General features: G+C 61.3%; 20 protein-coding genes and 1 riboswitch. Of the genes, 10 read left to right on the plus strand and 10 right to left on the minus strand.

From position 1 onward, the window contains the following. Positions 1-158: 158 nt before the first annotated feature. Positions 159-1418 (plus strand): sodium:proton antiporter, encoded by a 1260-nt coding sequence (locus M2497_RS29425; RefSeq protein WP_248485036.1) that lies wholly within the window; start codon positions 159-161, stop codon positions 1416-1418. Here M2497_RS29425 and M2497_RS29430 read toward each other — a convergent pair. From M2497_RS29430 to M2497_RS29440, 3 genes are all read right to left on the minus strand, one after another. Further along, on the minus strand, positions 1412-2299 hold the full coding sequence (locus M2497_RS29430; protein ID WP_248485037.1) for a formate/nitrite transporter family protein: 888 nt from the start codon (positions 2297-2299) through the stop codon (positions 1412-1414). The genes M2497_RS29425 and M2497_RS29430 overlap by 7 nt on opposite strands. Positions 2300-2370: 71 nt before the next feature. Further along, on the minus strand, positions 2371-4287 hold the full coding sequence (locus M2497_RS29435) for a patatin-like phospholipase family protein (protein ID WP_248488268.1): 1917 nt from the start codon (positions 4285-4287) through the stop codon (positions 2371-2373). A 104-nt stretch (positions 4288-4391) separates the two neighbouring features. Next, positions 4392-4796, minus strand: a complete 405-nt coding sequence (locus M2497_RS29440) for a hotdog domain-containing protein (protein WP_282579041.1) — start codon at positions 4794-4796, stop codon at positions 4392-4394. 198 nt (positions 4797-4994) lie between these two features. Continuing rightward, positions 4995-5102, plus strand: a riboswitch (S-adenosyl-L-homocysteine riboswitch). A gap of 21 nt (positions 5103-5123) precedes the next feature. Between M2497_RS29440 and ahcY the strand changes: the two genes are divergently transcribed. The 5 genes from ahcY to M2497_RS29465 all read left to right on the plus strand — a co-directional run bounded on the left by ahcY (position 5124) and on the right by M2497_RS29465 (position 11676). Continuing rightward, positions 5124-6533, plus strand: a complete 1410-nt coding sequence (gene ahcY / locus M2497_RS29445; protein ID WP_058426595.1) for an adenosylhomocysteinase — start codon at positions 5124-5126, stop codon at positions 6531-6533. A gap of 178 nt (positions 6534-6711) precedes the next feature. Then, complete coding sequence (gene metF / locus M2497_RS29450; RefSeq protein WP_071494443.1) at positions 6712-7557, plus strand: methylenetetrahydrofolate reductase [NAD(P)H]; 846 nt, start codon at positions 6712-6714, stop codon at positions 7555-7557. Positions 7558-7633: 76 nt separating this feature from the next. Next, complete coding sequence (locus M2497_RS29455) at positions 7634-8716, plus strand: hypothetical protein (RefSeq protein ID WP_248485038.1); 1083 nt, start codon at positions 7634-7636, stop codon at positions 8714-8716. A 63-nt stretch (positions 8717-8779) separates the two neighbouring features. Further along, positions 8780-9571 carry a transporter substrate-binding domain-containing protein gene (locus M2497_RS29460; RefSeq protein ID WP_248485039.1) on the plus strand — a complete coding sequence of 264 codons (792 nt, stop codon included), beginning with the start codon at positions 8780-8782 and terminating at the stop codon, positions 9569-9571. 221 nt (positions 9572-9792) lie between these two features. Then, positions 9793-11676, plus strand: a complete 1884-nt coding sequence (locus tag M2497_RS29465; protein ID WP_058426591.1) for a DEAD/DEAH box helicase — start codon at positions 9793-9795, stop codon at positions 11674-11676. Positions 11677-11741: 65 nt separating this feature from the next. Here the strand turns inward: M2497_RS29465 and M2497_RS29470 are convergent, their stop codons facing one another. Beyond that, complete coding sequence (locus tag M2497_RS29470) at positions 11742-12320, minus strand: YceI family protein (protein ID WP_071494446.1); 579 nt, start codon at positions 12318-12320, stop codon at positions 11742-11744. A 32-nt stretch (positions 12321-12352) separates the two neighbouring features. Beyond that, positions 12353-12904 carry a cytochrome b gene (locus M2497_RS29475; protein ID WP_248485040.1) on the minus strand — a complete coding sequence of 184 codons (552 nt, stop codon included), beginning with the start codon at positions 12902-12904 and terminating at the stop codon, positions 12353-12355. Positions 12905-13177: 273 nt separating this feature from the next. On the opposite strand from M2497_RS29475, the gene M2497_RS29480 reads away from it, so the two are divergent. Then, positions 13178-14584 carry an adenosylmethionine--8-amino-7-oxononanoate transaminase gene (locus tag M2497_RS29480; protein ID WP_248485041.1) on the plus strand — a complete coding sequence of 469 codons (1407 nt, stop codon included), beginning with the start codon at positions 13178-13180 and terminating at the stop codon, positions 14582-14584. Between the two features lie 30 nt (positions 14585-14614). After that, positions 14615-15334, plus strand: coding sequence for a 16S rRNA (uracil(1498)-N(3))-methyltransferase (locus M2497_RS29485; RefSeq protein WP_248485042.1), 720 nt, complete (start codon positions 14615-14617; stop codon positions 15332-15334). 3 nt (positions 15335-15337) lie between these two features. Here the strand turns inward: M2497_RS29485 and M2497_RS29490 are convergent, their stop codons facing one another. Together M2497_RS29490 and M2497_RS29495 are read right to left on the minus strand one after the other, a co-directional pair. Continuing rightward, a complete protein-coding gene (locus M2497_RS29490; RefSeq protein WP_248485043.1) occupies positions 15338-16240 on the minus strand; it encodes a transporter substrate-binding domain-containing protein in 903 nt (300 codons plus the stop codon). 34 nt (positions 16241-16274) lie between these two features. Then, positions 16275-17498, minus strand: a complete 1224-nt coding sequence (locus M2497_RS29495; protein ID WP_248488269.1) for a D-amino acid dehydrogenase — start codon at positions 17496-17498, stop codon at positions 16275-16277. A 108-nt stretch (positions 17499-17606) separates the two neighbouring features. Between M2497_RS29495 and M2497_RS29500 the strand changes: the two genes are divergently transcribed. After that, positions 17607-18509, plus strand: a complete 903-nt coding sequence (locus tag M2497_RS29500) for a LysR substrate-binding domain-containing protein (protein ID WP_248485044.1) — start codon at positions 17607-17609, stop codon at positions 18507-18509. Here M2497_RS29500 and M2497_RS29505 read toward each other — a convergent pair. After that, positions 18504-19121 carry a hemolysin III family protein gene (locus tag M2497_RS29505; RefSeq protein WP_058426584.1) on the minus strand — a complete coding sequence of 206 codons (618 nt, stop codon included), beginning with the start codon at positions 19119-19121 and terminating at the stop codon, positions 18504-18506. The two genes, M2497_RS29500 and M2497_RS29505, sit on opposite strands and share 6 nt — an antisense overlap. Before the next feature lie 143 nt (positions 19122-19264). Here M2497_RS29505 and M2497_RS29510 point away from each other — a divergent pair, with 143 nt between their 5' ends. Further along, a complete protein-coding gene (locus tag M2497_RS29510; protein WP_248485045.1) occupies positions 19265-20185 on the plus strand; it encodes a LysR substrate-binding domain-containing protein in 921 nt (306 codons plus the stop codon). Between the two features lie 93 nt (positions 20186-20278). On the opposite strand, the gene madM is transcribed toward M2497_RS29510, so the two are convergent. Next, positions 20279-21043, minus strand: a complete 765-nt coding sequence (gene madM / locus M2497_RS29515) for a malonate transporter subunit MadM (RefSeq protein ID WP_248485046.1) — start codon at positions 21041-21043, stop codon at positions 20279-20281. Position 21044: 1 nt separating this feature from the next. Next, positions 21045-21449: a malonate transporter subunit MadL gene (gene madL / locus M2497_RS29520; RefSeq protein ID WP_015886323.1), complete on the minus strand. Its 405-nt coding sequence runs from the start codon at positions 21447-21449 to the stop codon at positions 21045-21047. Positions 21450-21506 lie beyond the last annotated feature (57 nt).

Genomic DNA, 21506 nt, shown 5'->3' on the forward strand with positions numbered 1-21506 from the left:
AGAGTTTTAGCACTAAACCTGTAAAACCGCACCCACCGCTATGAACCGCCGCGCTCGGAAAGGTTCTATCGGTGATTTGCCCACACGCCTGCAACATCGCACCACTGTTGCGGTCCATCCCCCATCGACGCTCTCTCCCCAACTTCCAAGGACCCCGGATGCTCGAACTTGTCGCCGCCTTTATTTGCCTTACCACCCTGCTCACCTACGTGAACTTTCGCTTTATCGGCCTGCCACCCACCATCGGCGTGATGGTCACAGCGCTGGTGTTTTCACTGATCCTGCAAGGCTTGAGTTTTCTCGGCTACCCCGGTCTTGAGGAACGCATCCAGCAACTGATCGGCCAGATCGACTTCGGTGATTTGCTGATGAACTGGATGCTCTCGTTCCTGCTGTTCGCCGGCGCCTTGCACGTCAACCTGAACGACCTGCGCAGCTACCGCTGGCCCATCGGCCTGCTGGCGACCTTCGGCGTGCTGATCGCCACCGTGGTGATCGGCAGCCTGGCGTATTACATCTTTGCCTTGTTTGGCTGGCATGTAAGCTTCCTCTACTGCCTGCTGTTCGGCGCGCTGATCTCGCCCACCGATCCGATTGCGGTACTGGGTGTACTGCGTACCGCCAACGCCTCCAAACCCCTGAAAACCACCATCGTCGGCGAGTCGCTGTTCAATGACGGCACGGCAGTGGTGGTGTTTACCGTATTGTTGGGCATCGCACAGCTGGGCGAGACGCCAACCGTGGGCGCTACCGCCATGCTGTTTGCCCATGAGGCCATCGGCGGCGTGGTGTTCGGTGGCCTGATCGGCTACCTCGTTTACCTGATGATCAAAAGCATCGAGCAACACCAGATCGAAGTGATGCTGACCCTGGCCCTGGTGATCGGAGGCTCGGCAATGGCCACCGAACTGCACGTCTCGGCACCGATCGCGATGGTGGTCGCCGGCCTGATCATCGGCAACCTGGGGCGCAAGCTGGCCATGAACGACATGACCCGGCGCTATCTGGACGGCTTCTGGGAGCTGCTCGATGACATGCTCAACGCCCTGCTGTTTGCACTGATCGGCATGGAGCTGTTGCTGTTGCCGTTCAACTGGCTGCACGTGTTCGCCGCCAGCCTGCTGGCCGTCGCGATCCTGCTGTCGCGCCTGCTGACAGTCGCCCCAGCCATTCTGTTGCTGCGCCGCTGGCGCACGGTGCCACGCGGGACCATCCGCATCCTGACCTGGGGTGGCTTGCGTGGCGGGGTTTCAGTGGCACTGGCCCTGGCCTTGCCACTGGGCCCGGAGCGCGATTTGCTGCTGAGCATCACCTACATCGTGGTGCTGTCGTCGATCCTGCTACAGGGGTTGAGCATCGGCAAGCTGGTCAAGCGCGTGACCCAGGACGAGCCCCAGGCCACGCCTGACACTCACTGATCCTTGTTGATCCGCTGCGGATGCCTGGGGTCCGCAGCTTTTTTGCTCGGCAGGCTGCTTTCACTGCGAATCTGTGCGTGACTGATCAGTGCAAAGATAAAGCTGCCGCCAATGATATTGCCCGCCAGGGTCGGCCCGGCGAACACCAGCCAGAAGTCCTTCCACGGCAACTCGCCGGCAAACACCAGGTACGACACTTCCGCCGAGCCGACGACGATATGGGTGAAGTCGCCCAATGCCATGAGGTAGGTGATCAGAATGATGATCCACATCTTGGCACTTTCCATGGACGGGATCATCCACACCATGGTGGCGATCATCCAGCCGGAAACGATGCCCTTGGCGAACATCTGGCCGGGGTCGTTCTCCATGATCTTGCGCCCGATCTCAAGGAACGCCATGTCGGTCCTGGTATCGAAGATCGGCAAGTGCAGCATCACGTACGCCACCAGCAAGGTGCCACACAGGTTACCCACCAGCACCACCGACCATAACCGCAGCAGGCGACCGGCATTGCCCAGGGTGGGCTTGCTCATCACCGGCAGCACGGCGGTCAGGGTGTTTTCGGTGAACAACTGCTGGCGCGCGAGAATCACCGCGAGGAAGCCCGCGCAGTAACCGAAGCTGGCGATCACCTTGAACGCTTCGCCCTCCGGCAGACGGGAGTTGAGCAACCCCATGGCCATCAGCGACAGCCCCATGGTCAAACCGGCCGCCAGCGCCGACCACCACAGGGCGGCAACGCTGCGCTCAAGCTCCTGGTCGCCCTGAGTGCGGATTATTTCATGCAGTACCGCCGCGCGGGGCGGCTGGTTCTTGTCCACGTCCTGCTGCTCTTCCTGCGACAGGTTGGGGGTCTTGCCGTCTGTTTGAGTGGCCATGATGTACCAGAGTCCGAGGGGTGCCTGTAGCTACGACACGCCACGGCGATGGCTGTTCAGTGGCCTGACGACTAAACCGGTATGCGCCAGGCCTTGGCGGCTTCCACAGTGGTAGATCTGAACGGGGTGCTCCAGGGTTTATTGCGCGCCTTGTAGTATTTGACGATGCCTTCGAGCACGTTGTTGAACGCTGGTGGTGTCCTGGCATCCGCCAAGTCACGGGCCGCACGCCGCAGCAGCTCGATATTGGCCTGCGGCTGGCCAGGCCGATAGAGCGACGGGTAGATGACTTCCCGCGTGAAGTTTTCGGCCTTTACCGCAAGATCACGCCTGCTCATCTGCGCAACCGCGCTCGTCATGACTTTCGACATCGCCGCTGTGTCGCCAGGTGACTGCTTGCTCATCACTTGCAGAAGCTGCTGAAAATCAGGCCTGCCGACTGCATTGAGACGCCGCCCCAACCACTCGACATACTCGGGACGACGCGCCAGCGCATCCAGATTACGCAACGCCGCCGCCAACCTGGGAGTCACCGTCAGCTTGTCACTGGCCTGATTGGCTTCGGTAATGGCGGCCTCCAGCGCCTGCATCGCTTGCTGTGCGCTCTTGCGAAACATCAGCACATCCTTGGCGGCGGGATCCTTCTCCAGATCACTCTCAACGCTCGCCAGCATTTTGTCGTCCATGGCCAACACAGCGACGTCCAATGAGCGGAATTGGTAGCGTTCACGCAACGCGGCACGCGTGTCCAGATGTGCGCTCACCGCCGCACGCGCCGACGCCTGCAGATGCTTTTTCTTATCGTCGGTCATGGTGAAGTTAACCGTGCCATTGAGTAGGTTACGAAAGTCACCCTTTTCTGATTTCAGCGGTAACACGACAGTCTGATCCGCTTGCGCCTTGAGCTTGTCTTCCTGGTACCCCTCGGCAGCCGCATGCGGGACACCCATGATCGTATCGACCAGGCCGCTCCCCACGCTACCTGCCTTGGCAGGCTCCAGGTTTTCAGTTTCAAACCTGACGACCAGTGACTCGGTCTTGCACAGGGGGCTTTCTGGAAAAGGCGGATCAATCACCGCAGAAGACGGCGTATTGACCAGCAGTCCACCATCCAGAAATGCCTTTTGCTCAGCGTGCTCCTGAAATGCATGGCCTTTCTCTTTCGGGCTTTTGAACAACCCCGGCATTGAGCCAGATATAAGAGCCGCCCGGGCAATGCCCATGTCCGGTGTGGTGCTCGCATTCAACACCACCAACTGCGGTCGGACATCGAACAGACCGGTTCCCGTGATGTTGAGCTGCTTGACCGCAGGAATGTGACGACTCAACACCTCAATATCGCGAAAAGTCGGCCCTTTCCCTGCACTGAGCCGGTCCGCAATCTTCATGACGTCGGCAGGCCGGTCTTCCCGCCGGGTCCCGGCGATCTTTGCCAGCAGCGACTTGCGCGCCTCATTGCCGATCAGGTCTTCCAGGGGCTGCGCTTCGGTTTGCAGGCGCGGTATCAGGGTGAACAATAATTGCGCGATGTTTCCGGCCGCTCCTGGCAAGCGCCCTGCCAATTTTCCAATTTCAGTACTGGCATTCTGCAGCTTTGCAATCAAAGGATTCTTGCTGTTCAGCAACTCAGGCAGGTTGAGGCCGTTCGACAGGCGTGCAAAAGTTTTGGCATCCATGCCACTGGCCAGCAACGCAGCAGAAATTGCGCCCGCGGATGAGCCGGAGATCACTTTGACGCCCACCAACGCCTTGTGGTCTTCGAGCGCCTGGACCATGCCTGGGAACGCAATGCCCTTGGCCCCGCCCCCACTCAATACCAGATGTGTGAGCGGCGGCGGTGACAAAACCACCTCCACCCGGCCATCGCTGGAGCGCTCAAGGCTCACCTTGCGTTCGCCTACGCCTTTGACCAGCAATGTCTTTACATTTTTTTCAGCATTGTCAGGCGGCTGAGGTTGAGTACTGGCATGTGGGCTGGACACTTTCATATTCATACGCGCCACTCTCTACAGGATGTCATCCTGAGTGACGCGAGAGCCTGGGACAGGTCCAGCCGGAATGATTTGGTAAAGCAAATCGACCCGGCCCGCGATTACTGTGGAGGAGTGTCGTCCTCGAACTGGTCCTTCACGTACCTGATCTGAGTGCGGCCATGAGGCGCTGGCAGGCCATCTTCACCAAGGTTGACGAAGACCATTTTTTCCACGGTGAGAATGCTGCTGCGGGTGATCTTGTTGCGCACTTCACAGGTCAGGGTGATGGAGGTACGACCGAACGCAGTGGCGGTGATGCCCAGCTCGATGATGTCGCCCTGGCGTGAGGCGCTGACGAAGTTGATTTCGGAGATGTACTTGGTCACGACGCGTTGGTTGCCCAGTTGGACAATGGCGTAGATGGCCGCCTCTTCATCGATCCAGCGAAGCAGGCTGCCACCGAACAGGGTGCCGTTGGGGTTGAGGTCTTCGGGTTTTACCCATTTGCGGGTGTGGAAGTTCATGTTCACTCCAAAGCGTGTTGCCGAATGATGGGCAACATCATGGCAGAGGCCCGCCCCAAGCTCTACGCGCCATTGCCTATCAGCCCCATGAGCGATCTTCATATGGCCGACAGAAAGGCTTGGGAAGTCTGGCGCACACGGCTATAATCGCCCCCGCTTCAAAACGGTCATCTTCGGTTGATACCGTTCTCCCGCCACCTGTCCGAGGGGCGCTGCAGCAGGTTCAACCTGTCAGGCTCGGATGGGGCGTTGTCCGGACAGGTACCACCTGGCCTGATACTAAACGCACAACGGCGCCCATTCGCACACTACGAATGGAGGCTCTTCATGAGCGCTGTCAACACGCCTGCAGATTTCAACGACTACAAAGTCGCCGACATGTCCCTCGCTGCCTGGGGCCGTCGCGAAACCTTTATCGCCGAATCCGAAATGCCAGCCCTGATGGGTCTGCGTCGCAAGTACGCCGCCGAGCAGCCGCTCAAAGGCGCGAAGATCCTCGGCTGCATCCACATGACTATCCAGACTGCCGTGCTGATCGAAACCCTGGTTGCCCTGGGTGCCGAAGTGCGCTGGTCGTCCTGCAACATCTTCTCGACTCAAGACCAGGCCGCTGCCGCAATCGCTGCCGCCGGTATCCCGGTATTCGCCTGGAAAGGCGAGACCGAAGAAGAGTACGAGTGGTGCCTGGAGCAAACCATCCTCAAAGATGGCGCGCCCTGGGATGCCAACATGATCCTCGACGACGGCGGCGACCTGACCGAGCTGCTGCACAAGAAGTACCCGCAGATCCTCGATCGCGTCCACGGCGTGACCGAAGAAACCACCACTGGCGTGCACCGCCTGCTGGACATGCTGGCCAAGGGCGAGCTGAAAATCCCGGCCATCAACGTCAACGACTCGGTGACCAAGAGCAAGAACGACAACAAGTACGGCTGCCGTCATAGCCTGAACGATGCCATCAAGCGCGGCACCGACCACCTGCTGTCGGGCAAGCAAGCCCTGGTGATCGGCTACGGCGACGTGGGCAAGGGTTCGTCCCAGTCCCTGCGTCAGGAAGGCATGATCGTCAAGGTTTCCGAAGTCGACCCGATCTGCGCCATGCAAGCCTGCATGGACGGTTTTGAAGTGGTTTCGCCGTTCATCGACGGCGTCAACGACGGCACCGCCGCCAGCATCGACAAGGCCCTGCTGGGCAAGATCGACCTGATCGTCACCACCACCGGTAACGTGAATGTCTGCGACGCCAACATGCTCGCCGCGCTGAAAAAACGTGCCGTAGTCTGCAACATCGGTCACTTCGACAATGAAATCGACACCGCTTTCATGCGCAAGAACTGGGCATGGGAAGAAGTGAAGCCTCAGGTGCACAAGGTTCACCGCACCGGCGCGGGTGATTTCGACCCACAGAACGACGACTACCTGATCCTGCTGGCTGAAGGCCGCCTGGTTAACCTGGGCAACGCTACCGGCCACCCAAGCCGTATCATGGATGGCTCGTTCGCCAACCAGGTTCTGGCCCAGATCTTCCTGTTCGGCCAGAAGTACGCCGACCTGTCGCCGGCCCAGAAAGCCGAGCGCCTGACCGTGGAAGTACTGCCGAAGAAACTCGACGAAGAAGTGGCCCTGGAAATGGTCCGCGGCTTCGGCGGCGTGGTGACTCAACTGACCAAGACCCAGGCCGACTATATCGGCGTGACCGTCGAAGGTCCGTTCAAGCCGCACGCTTACCGTTACTGATAAGCCTACCACCCGCCCTCCTTGTGAGGGCGGGCTTTCAATGTGGGAGGGGGCTTGCCCCCGATAGCGGAATGTCAGTTAACAAATATGTCGACTGATACCTCGTCATCGGGGGCAAGCCCCCTCCCACATTGACGGTGTACATCTCCCGGTTGTATGAGTTTCAAAGGGTATTACCATGTCCCAAGACCGTCGCTACAGCTTCGAGTTTTTCCCGACCAAGACCGATGCTGGGCATGAAAAACTGATGGCGACTGCCACACAGTTGGCCAGCTACAACCCCGACTTCTTCTCCTGCACCTACGGTGCCGGCGGCTCGACCCGTGATCGCACGATCAACACCGTGTTGCAGCTGGAAAGCCAAGTCAAAGTTCCCGCCGCTCCGCATTTGTCGTGCGTGGGCGACAGCAAGGCCGACCTGCGCGGCCTGCTGACTCAATACAAGGCTGCCGGCATCAAGCGCATCGTCGCACTGCGTGGCGACCTGCCGTCCGGCATGGGCATGGCCAGCGGCGAACTGCGCTACGCCAACGACCTGGTGAGCTTCATCCGTGAAGAAACCGGCGACCACTTCCATATCGAAGTTGCGGCTTACCCGGAGATGCATCCACAAGCGCGCAATTTCGAAGACGATCTGCAGAACTTCGTGCGCAAGGCCAACGCCGGCGCCGACAGCGCAATCACCCAGTATTTCTTCAACGCCGACAGCTACTTCTACTTCGTCGAGCGTGTACGAGCCATGGGCGTGAACATCCCCATCGTGCCGGGCATCATGCCGATCACCAACTACAGCAAGCTGGCGCGCTTCTCCGACGCCTGCGGCGCCGAGATCCCACGCTGGGTGCGCAAACAACTGGAAGCCTATGGCGACGACGTCAAGAGCATCCAGGCGTTCGGCGAACAGGTCATCAGCACAATGTGTGAAGAATTGTTGCAAGGTGGCGCGCCAGGGTTGCACTTCTATACCCTGAACCAGGCTGAACCAAGCCTTGCAATCTGGAACAACCTCAAGCTGCCACGCTGAAGGTTGCCCGGCGGTGCCAAGGCCCTCGTCTACGAGGGCCTTTGTCGTTTTACATGCCCACGGAACCCAGCAGTCCATGAATACAGTGCCCACGCCGTCCCGCCCACAACTGGTCTACCTGGTCTTCGGCGCCGAGACCTACCACCAGGAAGCGGTGTTCAGCATCGCCAGTGCGCTGGCTTTCCTGCAGGCAACCCCGGAAGCCGCCGTGGATATCCAGGTATTCAGCGACAACCCCGAGCCCTATCGCCTCTTGCCGGTACGTGTACGCCCGCTGGACGAAGCTACCCGCAAACGCTGGAGCGAACCCCACGGCTATCACTTCCGTACCAAGCATGTGGTATTGCGCCAAGTGCTGGAAGAATCGCCGGTGGCCATGCTGATCGACACCGATACCTTCTTCCATCATTCACCGATGGACCTGTTCGAGCGCGTGCAACCCGGCACCCTGCTGTGCAATGCCTTCTACAGCAAGTACGGCGACAACCACGAGAGCATTCTCTACACCGCCTTGCGCCAGCGCCTGCTGGACATGGGCGTGGCCGACGATGAAATGATGACGCTCAACTCCGGGGTCATGGGCCTGACGCAACAGGATGCGCACATCCTCGACCGCTCCATCGCCTTGATGGACGAATTGTTCCCCTATGCCCAAGGCGCGTACACCCTCGAAGAATTCTGCCTGTCGATCGCCGCCTATCGCACCGTCAACGTGCGCGAATGCCCGGACCTGATCCACCACTACTGGAGTCGCAAGCAGCTGTTTCGCGCCAAGGTCAAGGCCTGGATCGCCAAGCATGCGGCCGCGCCCACCAGCGCACTGGCGTTGGCCGACACTCGCAAGGTGTCCGCGCACCTGCCACGCCCTCCCCGCCTGCAGCGTCTTCTGTACAAGCTGATCACGCTGGTGCTGCCCAAGCACCAGCAGCAATTCATCCGTGAAATTCTCTACGGCTGCTACGAGCATGAGAACGAGTTCGACCAGGCGTGTGGCCCGGTTTGGTGGGACAAGGCCCGGCAGAACCTGGAAGAACGCCAGAAGCGCCCGATCGACACTCATCAGTTGGAGCACTGGTTTGCCAACCCCGTGGTACGCCTGATCCTCGGCGAGCGACGGGCAGCGATCTACGAACACTTGATGACCTCTCCGGGCAAATAGCCCGGCCCGCGGATGCGCGTGCCAGAGCTTCTCTTTAGTGCGGGAGCGTCGTAACCTCAGGGCATGCCCGTCATTCTGAAGTTGTTGACTGCCGCCCTCTTCACTTGCCTGAGCCTCGCCGCTTATGGCGAGAAGCTGCGCATTGTCACCGAGCCCTGGGCGCCCTACGTGTATGAGGACCAGGGCAGCATGCGGGGGCTGGACTATGAAACCACGGTGATCGTGTTCCAGCGCCTGGGCGTGGAGGTGGAATGGCAGTTCCTGCCCTGGAAGCGCTGCCTGGCCATGCTCGACCAAGGCCATGCCGATGGCGCACTGGATATCTTTCACAGCCATGAACGCGACGCCTTGCTGCTGTACCCCAGCGAGCCACTGTCGGAAGTGGAGTTCACGCTGTTCTACGCCAATGAGCGCCCCCACCCCGTGCAAAGCCTCGAAGACCTGCGTGGCCTGACCGTCGGCACATCGCCGGGCTATCTGTACGGCGCAGCGTTCAGCGACTCCCCCCTGTTCAGTCGTGAACCGGCACCGAGCCATGAGGCCAACTTCGGCAAATTGATGCTGGGACGCATCGACCTGGTGATCACCGACCGTCGCGTAGGCCAGCATGTGATCAAGGCGCTGGGCCTGGAAGGCAAGGTCAGCCAGGCGCCGGCCGTGGTCAGCCGCCAACAGCAATTTCTCGCGGTACGCCGTAGCGCAGGCATGGACCTGCTGGTACAGCGCTTTGCCGCCGAGCTCAAACGCTTCAAGCAAGAGCCGGCCTATAGCGCCTTGAGTGCCAAATATGGTGGAATCCAAGCCATTACGGCCTCCGGACGCACCGTTGAGCAGCAGGAAAGCAGCGCACAGTGATTGCTCTGTTATACTCCGGCCTTTCCGCCAGGCTCACGCCCGGCCGCTGAGGTCTTGAAAAAGGCACCCAACCCCGCTACAGCGCAGCTTTCAGCCCGCGCGAGCCGGTGGAGTGCCCGCCAGACGCAGCAGGACCGGACGGGGTTGCGCTCCCCTAAGCGCCATTCACGCCCGGCAAGATTATCCCTTTGGGCCAAGCCCTAACTAAAACAGGATTACTCATGTCCTTTGCTTCCCTCGGTCTCTCCGAGGCTTTAGTCCGCGCCATCGAGGCAGCGGGCTATACCGAGCCTACTCCGGTGCAACAGCGGGCCATTCCCGCCGTGTTGCAAGGTCGCGACCTGATGGTTGCGGCTCAGACAGGTACTGGTAAAACCGGCGGTTTCGCCCTCCCGATTCTGGAGCGGTTGTTCCCCAACGGTCACCCGGACAAATCCCAGCGTCACGGCCCGCGCCAACCGCGCGTACTGGTCCTGACCCCAACCCGCGAACTCGCCGCCCAGGTGCATGACAGCTTCAAGCTGTATGCCCGCGACCTGAAGTTCGTCAGCGCCTGCATCTTCGGCGGCGTCGGCATGAACCCACAGGTTCAGGCCATGTCCCGCGGCGTAGACGTGCTGGTGGCCTGCCCCGGTCGTTTGCTCGACCTGTGCGGCCAAGGCAGCGTCGACTTGTCCCATGTGGAAATCCTCGTGCTGGACGAAGCCGACCGCATGCTCGACATGGGCTTCGTCCATGACGTGAAAAAGGTCCTCGCCCGCCTGCCGGCCAAACGTCAGAACCTGTTGTTCTCGGCCACGTTCTCCCAGGACATCACCGCCCTGGCCGGCAAGCTGCTGCACAACCCGGAGCGCATCGAAGTCACGCCGCCGAACACCACGGTCGAGCGGATCGAGCAACGCGTCTTCCGCCTGGCCGCCAGCCACAAGCGTGCGCTGCTGGCTCACCTGATCACCGCAGGCGCCTGGGAACAGGTGCTGGTGTTCACCCGCACCAAGCACGGCGCCAACCGCCTGGCCGAGTACCTGGACAAGCACGGCCTCACCGCCGTCGCCATCCACGGCAACAAGAGCCAGAACGCGCGCACCAAGGCCCTGGCCGACTTCAAGGCCGGCTCGGTGCGCATCCTGGTGGCCACCGATATCGCCGCCCGCGGCCTGGATATCGACCAACTGCCGCACGTGGTCAACTTCGAGCTGCCGAACGTTGATGAAGACTACGTACACCGTATCGGCCGTACCGGCCGTGCCGGTCGTTCGGGCGAGGCCATCTCCCTGGTCGCGCCGGACGAAGAAAAACTGCTGAAAAGCATCGAGCGCATGACCAAGCAGAAAATCGCCGATGGCGACCTGATGGGCTTCGATGCCAGCGCCGTGGAGGCCGAGAAGCCAGAAGCGCGCGAGCGTCCGGACGTACGCAACCCACGCAACCCACGCGGTCCGAAGGGCGATGGCCCGAACGGCGGCGGGGGTGGCGGTGGGCGTCGCGACAAGGGCAAAGACAAGGGCAAGGAAAAATCCGCCACCAGCGGCCGTGGCGAACGCCCAGCCCGTGAGCAGAAGCCCCGTGAAGGCACCCCGGCCCGCGAACAGCGCCAGCCGAGCCAGCCGCCACGCGCCGCTGCCGACCGTGCTCCGGACGAGTTCCTGGATGACGATGTGGATAACTTCGGCAACCGCGTTGACTACGTACCCCAGGCCAAGCCGGCCCAAGGCCGTGGCCGTCGCCCAGGTGCTCCGGCACAGGGTGCGGGTGCGGGCGCTCCACGTGGCGGCCAGCCACAGGGCGGCCGTCAGAATGGCCCTCGCAACAGCAGCGGCGGCACCACCGGTACGCCGCCTGCCAAGCGCAACGGCCCGCGCAATGGCGCACCCCGTGACGGTCAGGCCCGCCGTGAAGACTCGCGCAGCAACAACCGCCGCCCGGCCCGTGACGACCAGCCACGCTTGTCCGAACCAGCCGTGCAGAACCCGCGCGGTGGCCCGGCGCCGAAGATCATCCACAAGGAGTCGAAGGCAGATCGCTTCCCGACACCCGAGCAGTTGGATCAACTGCCAGGCCGTCCTCGTGGTGAAAAGCCAGCGCTGCTGACGCGCAATCGCTGAGTTTTATAGCCCCATGAAAAAGCCCCGCATCTTTCGATGCGGGGCTTTTTTTGTACAGGCAGAAATTACTTCTGCTTGACACCTTCCAGCGAGATGTCCAGGTCCACAGTCTGCGAGGACGGGCCTGGGCCCTTGATGCCGAAGTCGTTCAGGTTGACGGTGGTGGTGGCGTTGAAGCCAGCACGCTCGCCGCCCCATGGATCCTTGCCTTCACCGTTGAAGGTGGCCTTGAAGGTCACCGGTTTGGTCACGCCGTGGAAGGTCAGGTCGCCAGTCACATCAGCAGTTTTCGCGCCAGTTGGCTTGACTGCGGTGGACACGAACTTGGCGTCGGCAAACTTGGCAACGTCCAGGAAGTCTTTGCTGGCGATGTGCTTGTCACGTTCTGCGTGATTGGACCACAGGCTGGCGGTTTTCACGTCGACCGCGATTTTGCTGGCCTCTGGCTTGGCGGCATCCCAGCTGAAGGTACCGTCCCAATCCTTGAAGGTACCGTGAATGTAGCTGTAGCCCAGGTGGCTGATTTTCCAGTCGATGAAGGCGTGCTGGCCTTCTTTGTCGATCTTGTAGTCAGCAGCCATCACCTGGCCTGCGGACAGCAGGGCAGTACCGATTGCCAGAGCAGCGAGGGTCTTTTTCAACATGCTTTCTATTCCTTGTGAGTCGAGGTTGAACATCAGGCTTTGCGCCCCAGCATTCGCGTGAGGGTCGCATCACGATCGATAAAGTGGTGTTTCAACGCAGCCACGCCGTGCAAGCCGGCGAAGACCACCAGCACCCAGGCCAGGTACAGGTGCACCAGGCCCGCGTTATCTGCCTGGTCCGGTAGCCCGGAAACCACGGCAGGAATCTCAAACAGACCAAACACCGGGATACCGACACCGTCTGCGGTGGAAATCAGGTAACCGGCGATCATCACGGCAAACAGCCCGAGATAAAGGAACGCGTGGCCAAAGGCCGCGCCGATACGGGTCATGCGGCTGTAACTGGCCAACGGTGGCGGCGGCGGGCTCACCATGCGCCAGACAATACGTACCAGCATGATGGCGAACAGCGTGATGCCAATGCTCTTGTGCAGGTCTGGCGCGTCTTTGCGCCAGGCGCTGTAGTAGTCGAGACCGACCATCCACAACCCCAGGGCGAACAAGCCAAACACCACCAGGGCCACGCCCCAGTGCAAAACCATGCTGACCCAACCATAGCGGGCCGGTGAATTGCGTAGCTGCATGTACTTAATCCCGTAAGAGCTGTGCCCAAGACTAGCGATTTACCTATCGAATTAAAGCGGAAAATTTCGCTTTGAAATATCGAGAAATACGATCAAGAGATTATGCACAGTACGTTAACAATGGATTAAGGACTATTCCTAAGAAACGTGACAGACCGTCCCGCGTTTACTACGAATTCAGCCGTTATGGGTTGTGACACAGCCGCCCATTGCATAGGCTTGCGCGATTGTTTCACCTGCGCCGGCCGCAGGACCGCTTCGAGGAGATCACCGATGGGCTTGAACAACCAGTGGATGCAACGCGACCTTGCCGTGCTGTGGCATCCCTGCACCCAGATGAAAGACCACCAGCAACTGCCGCTGATCCCGATCAAGCGCGGTGAAGGCGTCTGGCTGGAAGACTTCGAAGGCAAGCGCTACCTCGACGCCGTCAGCTCCTGGTGGGTGAACGTGTTTGGCCACGCCAACCCGCGCATCAACCAGCGTATCAAGGACCAGGTCGACCAACTCGAACACGTGATCCTCGCCGGTTTCAGCCACCAGCCGGTGATTGAACTGTCCGAGCGCCTGGTGGCGATGACGCCCGAGGGCCTGACCCGTTGCTTCTATGCCGATAACGGCTCGTCGTGCATCGAAGTTGCACTGAAAATGAGCTTCCACTATTGGCTCAACCGCGGCCTGCCGAACAAGAAGCGCTTCGTCACCCTGACCAACAGCTACCACGGCGAAACCATTGCCGCGATGTCGGTGGGCGACGTCCCGCTGTTTACCGAGACCTACAAGGCGCTGTTGCTCGACACCATTAAAGTGCCAAGCCCGGACTGCTACCTGCGCCCCGAGGGCATGAGCTGGGAAGACCACTCGCGCACGATGGCCCAAGTCATGGAACAGACCCTGGCCGAGCACCACGATACCGTCGCTGCTGTGATTATCGAACCGCTGATCCAGGGCGCCGGCGGCATGCGCATGTACCACCCGGTTTACCTCAAGCTATTGCGCGAAGCCTGTGACCGTTACGGCGTGCACCTGATCCACGACGAAATCGCCGTGGGCTTCGGCCGTACCGGGACGATGTTCGCCTGCGAGCAGGCCGGCATCCGCCCGGACTTCCTGTGCCTGTCCAAGGCGCTCACCGGCGGTTACCTGCCGTTGGCCGCCGTGGTCACCACCGAAGATGTCTACAGCGCCTTCTACGACGACTACCCCACCTTGCGCGCCTTCCTGCATTCCCACAGCTACACCGGCAACCCGCTGGCGTGTGCGGCGGCACTGGCGACGCTGGATATCTTTGAAGAAGACAACGTCATCGAGAACAACAAGGCCCTGGCCCAGCGCATGGCCACTGCCACTGCACACCTGGTGGACCATCCACATGTCTCGGAAGTGCGCCAGACCGGCATGGTGCTGGCCATCGAGATGGTCCAGGACAAAGCCACCAAGACCGCCTACCCGTGGCAGGAGCGCCGTGGCTTGAAAGTGTTCGAGCATGCCCTGGAACGTGGCGCGCTGTTGCGACCGCTGGGCAGTGTGGTGTATTTCCTGCCGCCCTATGTGATTACCCCGGAGCAGATCGACTTCCTCGCCGAAGTCGCCAGCGAAGGCATCGATATCGCCACCAACAGCAAGGTCAGCGTGGCGGTGCCAAAAGATTTCCACCCAGGCTTCCGTGATCCGGGCTGATTGCCCGCACTCCTTTTCCAGAGAACAGAAATGAGACTGTCCCGCTTTTTCACCGACACCCCGCTGAGCATCGGCGATCACGAACTGCCCGAAGCCCAGGCGCACTACATCAGCCGCGTGCTGCGCATGGGCGAAGGCGATGCCGTGCAATTGTTCGACGGTTCCGGCCAGGAGTTCCTGGGCACACTGCTGGAGGTCGGCAAGAAGCGCGTCACCGTGCAACTGACGGAAAGCTTCGCAGGCCAGGCCGAATCCCCGCTGCACATCCATCTCGGCCAGGGCCTGTCCCGGGGCGAGCGTATGGACTGGGCGATCCAGAAAGCCACCGAACTGGGCGTCAACGCCATCACACCGATTTTCAGCGAGCGCTGCGAAGTGCGCCTCAAGGACGAACGCGCCGACAAACGCCTGCTGCACTGGCGCCAGGTGGCGATCAGCGCCTGTGAACAATGCGGGCGTTCGACGGTGCCGGTGATCCACCCACCGCTGTTGCTGGCGGACTGGTTGAAGCAGACCGAGGCGGATTTGAAGCTGGTGCTGCACCCGGTGGCCGAGCCGATGGTCAGCCATGCCAAGCCTGCCAGCCTGGCGTTTCTGATCGGCCCCGAGGGCGGGCTGACCGACCACGAAGTCGAAACCGCCCAGGGTGCCGGCTACCACGCCGCCCGCCTCGGCCCGCGGGTGTTGCGTACCGAGACGGCGCCGGTGGTAGCGCTGGCCGTCGCCCAACAGCTGTGGGGCGACTTCTAGGGTTTACTCCACCGGATCGCTGATCGGTTTGGCGATGATCGCCTTCAACTCAGTGGTCATCGGGAATTCCAGGTTCAAGCCCTTGGGCGGAATCGGCTGTTCAAACCAGCGCTGGTAAATCCCGTTGATCTCTCCGCTGCGGTACAGGTCTGCGAGTGTCTCGTTGACCACCGCCAGGAACTGCGGGTCGTCCTTGCGCACCATGCAGCTGTAGATTTCCCGCGATTGCTCCTCGCCCACCACCACCCAGTTGTGCGGGTCCTTGGCCTTGGCGCGTTCGCCGTAGAGCAACGCGTCGTCCATGTAGAACGCCGCCGCGCGGCCGGTCTCAAGCATCTTGAAGGCTTCGCCGTGGTCCTTGGCGCTGATCACGAACATATTGGCCTTGTGCTCGGCGTTGTAGCGCTTGAGGAAACGTTCGTTGGTGGTGCCGGCCGTGGTCACCACGTTCTTGCCTGCAAGGTCGGCGAAACCCTGGATGCCGCTGTCTTTTGCCGTGAGCAACTGCCCCTTCACATAGATAAACCCGTAGGAAAACCCCACCTGTTTCTGCCGCTCGGCGGTCACCCCGGTGGAGCCGCATTCCAGGTCGACGGTGCCGTTCTGCACCAGCGGGATACGGGTCTGGGACGTCACCAGGTTGTACTTCACGTTGAGCTTGGCCACCCCGGTTTTGTGCTGGATGCGCTCGACGATCTTGTTCGCCAGCTCCACTGAATAGCCCATGGGCTTGCCACTGTTATCGCCCACGTAGGAAAACGGCACCGACGCATCGCGATAGCCCAAGGTGATGGACTTGGCGTTGGCAATCTTGCCCAGCGTGCCGTCCAGCGGCGTTTGATTGGCATGGGCCTGCGCGCCCAGCAAAAGCCCCAGGGTGCAGCCGGTCAACAGGATCTTTTTCATTGTTATTCTCCGTTGGTTTTCGGGTTGTGAGTCTTCACGCAGCGCGGGGCGTAAGGCCCCGCATATCAATGGAGGGCGTTTGCTGGCCGATCAATTCAGCCAGTAACTGGCCGCTGCCACAGGCCAGGGTGAAGCCGAGTGCGCCGTGGCCCAGGTTCAGCCACAGGTTGCGGTAGACGCCTGCGCCGATCAGCGGCACACCGGTCGGAGTGGCCGGGCGCATGCCGGCCCATTCCACTGCGTGGGCGTAATCCCCTGCAAGCGGAAACGTCTCCACGGCCTGGCGTTTCATCAGCGCCAGGCGCTTGGGTTCGACGCGGGCGTCGAAGCCGACGATGTCCACCATGGCCGCGACCCGCAGTTGTTCGCCGATACGCGCGTAGACCATCTTGCGGTCATAGTCGGTGATGCTCACGTTCGGCGCCTGGTGCCGGGCGCCAATCGGCACGCTGAGGCTGTAGCCCTTGAGCGGGTACAGCGGCAGCGACACGCCCAACTCGGCGCTGCGATACCCGGCCGACAGCACCAGATGTTCGACCGGCATCACTTCATCACCGACCTCGATGGCCTGCACCGCGCCCTCGGCATGGCGAATCCCGGTGACCTTGCGCCCTAACAAGAAGGTGCAACGTCCCGATGCCTCCAGCCGCGCCGCCAAGCGCTGGCAGAAGGCATGACAATCAGCGACCTCTTCATTCGGCGTATAGATCCCGCCGACAAATCCACCGCCCGCCAACGCCGGTTCCAGGCGCGCGCAATCAGCGGCCGAGAGCACTTGCTGTTGCAGGATATCGGTGACCTTGCTGCGGGCATGCTCAAAGGAGCCGGCATTGCGAAAGGTCACCAGCTTGCCGTTGCGCCGCCAGTCGAAACCGTCCAGGTGGTCGTCCTCGCGCCACTGCTGCAAGGTGTCCTGGCTCAGGCAGGCCAAGCGCAGCAGGTGCGCGGCATTGCGCTTATTCACCGAGCCACGGCAAGCGCCGAGGAACGCCGCCATCCAGCGCCACTGTTGGGGGTCAAGGCGCGGGCGCAGCTTCAGCGGCGAGTCACCGCGCAGCAACCAGCCAATGGCTTGCAGCGGTACACCTTTATCCGCCAGTGGTGCCACGTAGCGATAGGACAATTGCCCGCCGTTGGCGAAGCTGGTTTCACTGCCCAGAGTGTCACGCGCATCGATCACCGTTACCTCATGACCTGCGCGCACCAACGCGTAGGCGCTGGCCAGTCCAATCACCCCACCGCCAATAATGCACACCATTCCCGCCGCCCGTCGTTGAATCAAGAAGCCTCCAGCCTAGGGGCAGGTGACAGGCCACCGACAATGAATAAAGATGGGCTACCTATAAACAAAGGTTATGGACTCGCCATGCGCTTGCGTCATATCGAAATCTTCCAGGCCATCCGCCAGACCGGTTCGGTCAGCGCCGCCGCGCAATTGCTGCATGTCTCGCAACCGGCGGTGACCAAGGTGTTGCAGCACGCCGAATTGCAGCTGGGCTTCCCGCTGTTCCTGCGGGTGCGCGGCAAATTGCTGCCCACCCCGGAAGCACTGGCGCTGGAACGCGAAGTGGAGAAAGTCACCGATAGCCTGCAAGGCGTAAGACGCCTGGCCAAAAGCCTGCGCCGTGAACCGGGCCAGAGTGTGCGCATCGGCGCGATCCCGGCGCTGGCGCTGTCGTTGCTGCCGCCGGCGATTCTGGAGTGGAAACGCGATTACCCGGACATGGCCTGCGAGCTGTCCAGCGACCATAGCCGCGAGCTGGTGCAGAAGCTGTTGATGCGTGAAATTGACCTGGCGCTGACGCTCAACTTTTCCGGCCATCCGGGGTTGACCACACAGGTGCTGGCCAACGGCGTGTTGGTGGCATTGGCGTCCAAAGGCTATTGGCCGCCAGCCGAACTGAGCAAGCCCTTGCCGTTGGCTGACCTGGCGGGCGCACCGCTGATCGGCCTCTCCAGCGCCGACCCGCTGGCGGCGAAGCTCGACAGCTACCTGGAAAACGTCGACCCACCGCCCAGGGTAACGATCTCGGTGCAAACCTATTCCCTGGCTCGCGCCATGGTGGAATCCGGGGCTGGTTTGACGGTGATCGATCCCTTCACCGCGCTGGGTGCGTCAACGGCCACCACCTGCATCCGCCCCCTCACACCGCCGCTGCCAATCACCCTGTACGCCCTGACCCGCGCCGACGAACCGCCGCCGCATATGTTGGCCAATCTGCTGGAGATCTTTGGCCACCGTGCCAGGGAGCTTCTGGAGCGGCTATAACACGTAATGCATGATCGCCACAAAATGCAGCAGGCTGCCGCCGATCACAAACAAATGCCAGATCCCATGGGAATGCCGCAGGCGATCCTCCAAGGCAAAAAAGATGATGCCGACGGTGTACAACACCCCGCCCGAGGCCAGCCAGATAAACCCGGCCGTGCCCAATGCTGCCAGCAGCGGCTTGACCGCCACCAGCACGATCCAGCCCATCACCGCATAGATCACGATCGACAGGATGCGCGCCTCGGAGCGCGGCTTGATCTCCTGCAAGATCCCGATCACCGCCAACCCCCACACGATCCCGAACAGCGTCCAGCCCCATGGCCCGCGCAGGGTCACCAGGCAAAACGGCGTGTAGCTGCCGGCGATCAACAGGTAGATCGAAAAGTGATCGACCTTCTGCATGATCTCCTTTCTGCGACCCTGCACGCTGTGGTACACGGTGGACGCGCTGTACAGCACCATCAAGGTAAAGCCATAGATCGCCACACTGACGATCTTCCAGGGGCTGCCGTCCAGGCTCGCCACCACCAACATCCACACGGCGCCAATACACGCCGCGACAGCACCGAGCAAATGGCTCCAGGCGTTGAATCGTTCCCCGTGGTACATGTGCCGCTGACCTCCTGTAACCGTTAGGACTGGCTGGCAAGCGTCCAGCCTTGCGCATAAGAGTGCAAGCGGCTTATGACGTTCCGGCGACGCCGAAGGGTTTTGCGGGCACAATCGACCGCATTCGAACAAGAGCCACGGCCATGCTGATCGACGAAGAATTCACCCTCAAGAAACTGGAAATCTTCCTGGCGTTCATGCGCACCGGCAACCTGGCCCGCGCCGCCGCCGAACTGCAAACCAGCAATGTGAGCGTACACCGCGCCATCCACTCCCTGGAAAACGCGCTGCGCTGCCCGCTGTTCAAGCACGAAGGGCGCAACCTCACGCCGCTGGAAAGCGCCTACGTCCTCGAAGAACGTGCGCAGAAACTGGTGGCCGACGTGGTCGACAGCGTACGCCTGACCCGCGAAGCCGCCGGGTTCTCCGCCGAACGCTTCAAATTGGGCTCGCTGTATTCGCTGACAGTGAAGACCGTGCCGCAGCTGATCATGGGCCTGAAGATCCGCCGCAGCGAGCTCAATATCGACCTGATCCTGGGTTCCAACTTCGACCTGCTCTACAAGCTCAAGAACATGGAAGTAGACGCGATCCTCATCTCCCTGGATGAGCACGCCAACGACTCCGACTGCGAACAGATCGCGCTGTTTTCCGACGATATATTCCTCGCCACCCCGGCCGACTCACCCTTCGACCGCGAACAGCAAATCGACCTCGCCGACGTGCGCGACGCGACCTTCATCACCCTCACCCAAGGCTTCGCCACGCACCAGGATGGCAACCGTGTGTTCAAGCAGGCGGGGTTCGAGCCGAAGGTGGCGATGCAGGTCAATGACATCTTCACGCTGCTGAGCATGGTCAGCTCGGGCGTGGGTTATGCGTTGCTGCCGGGGCGGATTGCGGCGGTGTATGAGAACCGCGTGAAGCTCATACCGCTGCAACCCAGGTATCGGTTGCAGCAGCATATCGGGGTGGTGTTCTTGAAGGCCAAGGAAAGGGACCCAAACCTGCTGGCGTTGCTGGCGGAGTGTCGGATGTATGCCAACCGCCAGGTGCCAGCCTGACACACCGCTATCGGGGGCAAGCCCCCTCCCACACTTGAAATGCGTTCCAAATGTGGGAGGGGGCTTGCCCCCGATGAGGCCCTGATAGACCCCTTACCCAACCAGGCCGCGCACAATGAAATACAGCAGCGAAGGCCCAAGCAGGCAGCCCAGCCCGGTGTGGAACGTCGCCGTCAGCGCGCCATACGGCACCAACCGCCGATCCGTCGCCGCCAGCCCCGCCGTCACACCGCTGACGGTGCCGGCCAACCCACCAAACACCATCGCCGAACGCGGGTTGTCCAAGCCCATCCAGCGCGCCGCGACCGGCGTACCGACCATGACCAGGATCGCCTTGATCAAGCCGGTGGCAATCGACAGCGCCATCACATCCGAGGTCGCGCCAATCGCCGCGCCGGTCACCGGGCCGACGATGTAGGTCACAGCCCCTGCGCCAATGGTGGTCATGCTGATCGCATCGCGATAACCAAACACCCAGGCCATGCTCGCACCAACGATAAACGGCAGGATCGTGCCCAGCAGCAGCGCGACCACGCCGATCATCCCAGCCTTGCGCGCCTCGGTGGCTTGCACTTCGAACGCCGTGGCGACGATGGCAAAGTCGCGCAGCATTGCCCCACCCATCAACCCGATGCCAGAGAACAGCGCCAGGTCCGCCAGGCCTTTCTGGCCGCCGGTGATCGTACCGCCGACCCAGGCCAATACCAGGCCGATGACGATGGCAATCGCCGAGCCATGAATGCGTCCGAAGGTCAGGCGCTTGGACAGCACCACGGAAATCCACATCACCACACCCACGAAGGCAAACGCGGTGATCAGGCCGTTGTGTTCCAGGCCTTTTTCGATGAGATCCCACATATCAGCGACCTCCCACTGGAGCAATCAGCGGCTCTTCATCGGGCAACGGTTCGCCCTTGTGCGTGCGGCTGATCAGGGCAATCGTGCAACCACATACCACTACCGAACCGATCGCGGCGAGCACCGCCACCGGGCCGCCGTGCAGGGCGGTGACCACGTTTTGTTGCGCAGCCATCGCCACCACCACGGGGATGTACATCGCGCCCCAGAATCCCACGCCCATTTCGCAGTCCTTGGTCATGCCGCCACGCTTTTGCATCCACAGGCGGGCGCAGATCAACAGGATCATCGCGATCCCCACCCCGCCCACATTGGATTTGACACCCAGCAACACGCCGAGCATGTCGCCCATGATCACGCCCGCGAGCGTACAGATCGCCAGTAATGCCACACCGTAGATAATCATTGTTGTTGTCCTCAAAGTGCTCAATCGAAATTGTTGTTTTTGTGCTTCGAAAGCCTT

Origin of the sequence: Pseudomonas sp. CYM-20-01 (assembly GCF_023169845.1) — a bacterium.
Lineage (GTDB): Bacteria > Pseudomonadota > Gammaproteobacteria > Pseudomonadales > Pseudomonadaceae > Aquipseudomonas > Aquipseudomonas azotoformans.